Annotated in this window: 5 protein-coding genes; 1 reads left to right on the forward strand and 4 read right to left on the reverse strand. The window is 58.4% G+C overall.

The annotated features are described in order from the left end of the window. The 4 genes from VN887_05655 to VN887_05670 all read right to left on the reverse strand — a co-directional run. The coding region (locus tag VN887_05655; protein ID HXT39490.1) for a S4 domain-containing protein at window positions 1-272 on the reverse strand (272 nt) is incomplete at its 3' end. 99 nt (window positions 273-371) lie between these two features. Then, entirely contained in the window at window positions 372-854 is a 483-nt protein-coding gene (locus tag VN887_05660; GenBank protein ID HXT39491.1) for a hypothetical protein, read from the reverse strand. A gap of 3 nt (window positions 855-857) precedes the next feature. Then, on the reverse strand, window positions 858-2063 hold the full coding sequence (locus VN887_05665) for a PilT/PilU family type 4a pilus ATPase (GenBank protein ID HXT39492.1): 1206 nt from the start codon (window positions 2061-2063) through the stop codon (window positions 858-860). A gap of 15 nt (window positions 2064-2078) precedes the next feature. After that, on the reverse strand, window positions 2079-3173 hold the full coding sequence (locus tag VN887_05670) for a type IV pilus twitching motility protein PilT (GenBank protein HXT39493.1): 1095 nt from the start codon (window positions 3171-3173) through the stop codon (window positions 2079-2081). Window positions 3174-3249: 76 nt separating this feature from the next. Here VN887_05670 and VN887_05675 point away from each other — a divergent pair. Further along, on the forward strand, window positions 3250-3523 hold a 274-nt coding region (locus VN887_05675; protein ID HXT39494.1), incomplete at its 3' end, for an SAM-dependent methyltransferase.

Genomic DNA, 3523 nt, shown 5'->3' on the forward strand with positions numbered 1-3523 from the left:
AAACCGCCGGTCGAGGCGCCAAGGTCAACGACCGTCATACCGGCAACGCCGATGTGGAAATGGTTCAACGCGTGTTCGAGCTTGTGTCCCCCGCGGCTGACGAATTTTTCGCCCGCAGTCAACTCGATTCGATCCTTTGCCGTGACTGCGTCGCTCGGTTTTTGCGCCGTGCGGGCGTTGATTCTGACCCGGCCGGCCATGACAGCGCGCTTCGCCTGCTCCCGGCTTTCACACAGGCCGCGTTCGACAAGCGCCTGGTCGAGTCGGGGCATGGCGGGTAGTGGAAATGGGCGGAGTGCGCAAGGGCCTGACAGCGCTCCGGAGCGGGCGGGGTTCATGCCGGGTGCGGCGCTCCGATGTCCGCCTTCAGGCTAGACTTTGCCCTGGACGATTCGGAGTTGAGTGTCGCGATAGACATTGAGAAAGAGGTCATTATCGGCGACGACGCGCTGAACGATCGGGCCAAGGATGTTCGGGCCCAGCAGGCCGAGTTCTTCGCGGTTGACGACGGCATGGACGCTCTGCTGAAAAGCCTGCATCGCGCTGAGTGTGTTCACGGAGCTGCCCAAGAGGATGAAAATGCAGTGGCGGCGCTGAGGCATGGGCATCTGTTGTATGAATTGCAGCGTCAAATTCTCCTCCGGCGCATTGCACGCGAAAAGCTCCTCGATGAGCACGACCTGATACTGGATGCGCCCGAAGCGCAGGGCGAAATCATCGTGGTTGCTGGCCGCATGAACCTTGTAGCCGATCTCCGTCAACACATTTTTGGCTGCGTCCAGCCATTCGGGCGTGCTGAGCGCCAGCAGGGCGGGCTTGTCGTTCGGTCCGATGAATTCGAGTTCGTAGGACATGGCTTATTTCAGTTTCAAGGTCGTGGGAATTGGCGGGGCGCCGGCTTTCTTGCCTTCCTGGAGTGTTTTCATTCGGAGGTTCGAGCCGTCGCTGGTGGCGTCGCCACGCTGCTTTTTGACGTTGTCAATGCCGCGCGAGACGACGCTGCGTTTCGTGCAGTAGAGCAGCGCGGTGTCCTCAGAAACCAGTCCCTCCTCAAACGCGTCGAGGGCGGCGTGATCAAACGTCCGCCAGCCGAACGTGTAGCTGGCCTCGATGATTTCGTAGAACGTCTTGCCTTCGCTTTCGCCAAGTTGAACGCTTTCCTTGGTGCGGAGGTTGGAGCCCATGATTTCGAGCAGCGCCGTGCGGCCGCCGCCGATTTTTGGCGCGAGCCGCTGGCTGACCACCCAGCGCAGCGTGTCGGCGAGGCGCACGCGGACCTGTTCCTGTTCCTCCGGTTCGAACATGCCGACAATGCGGTTGATGGTCTGCCCGGCATCGATTGTGTGTAACGTGGCCAGAACCAGGTGGCCGGTTTCAGCGGCGGTCATTCCGATCTCGACCGTTTCGCGGTCACGCATTTCACCGACGAGGATGACCTTGGGCGCCTGGCGCAACGCGGCGCGAAGCCCGCTGGCGAAAGAGTTGAAATCGATGCCGAGTTCGCGCTGGTTGAACGTGGCCTTCTTCTGCGGGTGAACGTACTCGACCGGGTCCTCGAGCGTAATGATATGGATGGATTTGCCCTCGTTGATCTCGTTCAACAGGGCCGCGAGGGTTGTCGTCTTGCCCGAACCGGTCGCGCCCGTCACGAGGATGAGCCCGGTCTTTTCCTTCGCGATCTGCTGGAATATTTCGGGCATGAACAGGCTTTCCAGGGTCGGAATCTGCGTGTTCAGTTTTCGCAGCACGATGGAATAATTGCCGCGCTGCGCGAAGATGTTGACGCGGAAACGCGCCTTGCTGCTCAATGTGTACGAAGAATCACAGGATCCCGTGCGTAGCAGGTCTTCGGTGAGTCGGCGGCTGCCCCCGATCAGGTTCATCGCAGTCATCTCGGTCTGAAACGGCGTCAGTTTCTCGAGCGGTGGGTCAAGAGGCACCGGCACCAGTTCGCCGAAAGATTCCACCTGGAGCGGCTTGTCCACCGTGAAATTCAGGTCGGAGACCTCCTGCTGGGACTCCAGCATCTTGCTGAGTATAAAATCGAGTTCGTTTCGGCGCATGGTCGGCTCTTTCGGTTAAATCTCGTCGTCGTCCGGAGGTGTGGTGAGGAACTGGCGGAATTTCTTTTTATCAAGACACTTGTCGTACGCTTCCTCGGGAGCGATCCGTTTCATCCTCAAGTGCTCCATGATGGAGTCGTCGAGCGGCTGGTTGCCCAGTTTCTTGCCGACCTGAATCATGCCGGGGATCTGGTGCGTCTTGCCCTCGCGCACGAGGTTGGCGATGGCCGTGGTGAACACCAGGATTTCCATCGACGCCACGCGGCCCTTCTTGTCAATGCGGCGAAACAGGCTTTGGGCGACGATGCCCTTGAGCGACTCAGACAGGGTCGCGCGGATCTTGTTTTGCTGGTCGGCCGGGAAAACGTCGATTATGCGGTCCACGGTCTTGGCGGCACTTTGCGTGTGCAACGTGCCGAACACCAGGTGGCCGGTGCTCGCCGCAGTAAGCGCGAGTTCGATGGTTTCGAGGTCGCGCATTTCGCCGACCAGAACGATGTCCGGATCTTCGCGCAACGCGCCGCGCAGCGCGGCGGCAAATGATTTGGTGTGCACGCCTACTTCGCGATGATTCACCAGGCAGTTCTTGCTTTCGTGGACGAATTCAATCGGGTCCTCGACGGTGATGATATGGTCGCGGCGGTTTTTGTTGCAGTAATCGACAATGGCCGCAAGCGTCGTGGACTTGCCGGATCCGGTTGGTCCCGTCACCACCACGAGGCCCTTGTGCAGCATGGCGAATTTCTTAAGGACGGGTGGAAGCGGGGCGTCGAATTTTTCAAAATCTTCAAACGAAAGGACCTTCGACGGGATCTGGCGGAAGACTCCCGCACATCCGTATTTCTGGTTGAAGAAATTCGCGCGGAAACGGGAAACGTTCGGGATTTCATAACCAAAATCCACGTCGCCGGTTTCCTCGTACACTTTGATTTTGTAATCGGGCGCGATTTCATAGAGCATCGCCTTGAGCGCGTCGTTGTCGAGCGGCGGATAATCGACGCGGTGAAGTTCGCCGTTGATGCGCAGCATGGGCGAATTGCCCGAGGAGAGGTGAAGGTCCGAGGCTTTTTGCTCGAACATCAAATTGAAGAAGGCATCGATTTTGGCCATAAATGCGTGCTGAATTACTTGATCAGCGATTTTTTACCTGATCCGCGCGACCACTGCAAGCAATGTTGCTGCCACCATGACGGAGCCCTGTGAAATCATCCACCGCGAGATTGAAGAGCACGGCTCGATTTCGTTCGCCCGCTTCATGGAACTCTCACTTTATTGTCCAGAAACTGGATATTATGAACGATTAGGGAACACGCCCGGCGCGCGCGGTGACTTCTATACGAACGTCAGTGTGGGTGGTTTTTTCGGCGAACTGCTCGCGTTCCAGTTCGCAAACTGGATCGAGGAAGGGCGGATTGAAAAACCCCGACTGTTCGAGGCCGGAGCGCACGATGGCCGGCTCG

Source organism: Candidatus Angelobacter sp., assembly GCA_035607015.1.
In the GTDB taxonomy this organism is placed as follows: Bacteria; Verrucomicrobiota; Verrucomicrobiia; order Limisphaerales; family AV2; genus AV2.

What these genes read in the sequence shown, in the direction of transcription:
- VN887_05670 (HXT39493.1), bottom strand. Translation starts at nt 3,173, where the DNA reads ATGGCCAAAATCGATGCCTTCTTCAATTTGATGTTCGAGCAAAAAGCC.
- VN887_05665 (HXT39492.1), bottom strand. Translation starts at nt 2,063, where the DNA reads ATGCGCCGAAACGAACTCGATTTTATACTCAGCAAGATGCTGGAGTCC.
- VN887_05660 (HXT39491.1), bottom strand. Translation starts at nt 854, where the DNA reads ATGTCCTACGAACTCGAATTCATCGGACCGAACGACAAGCCCGCCCTG.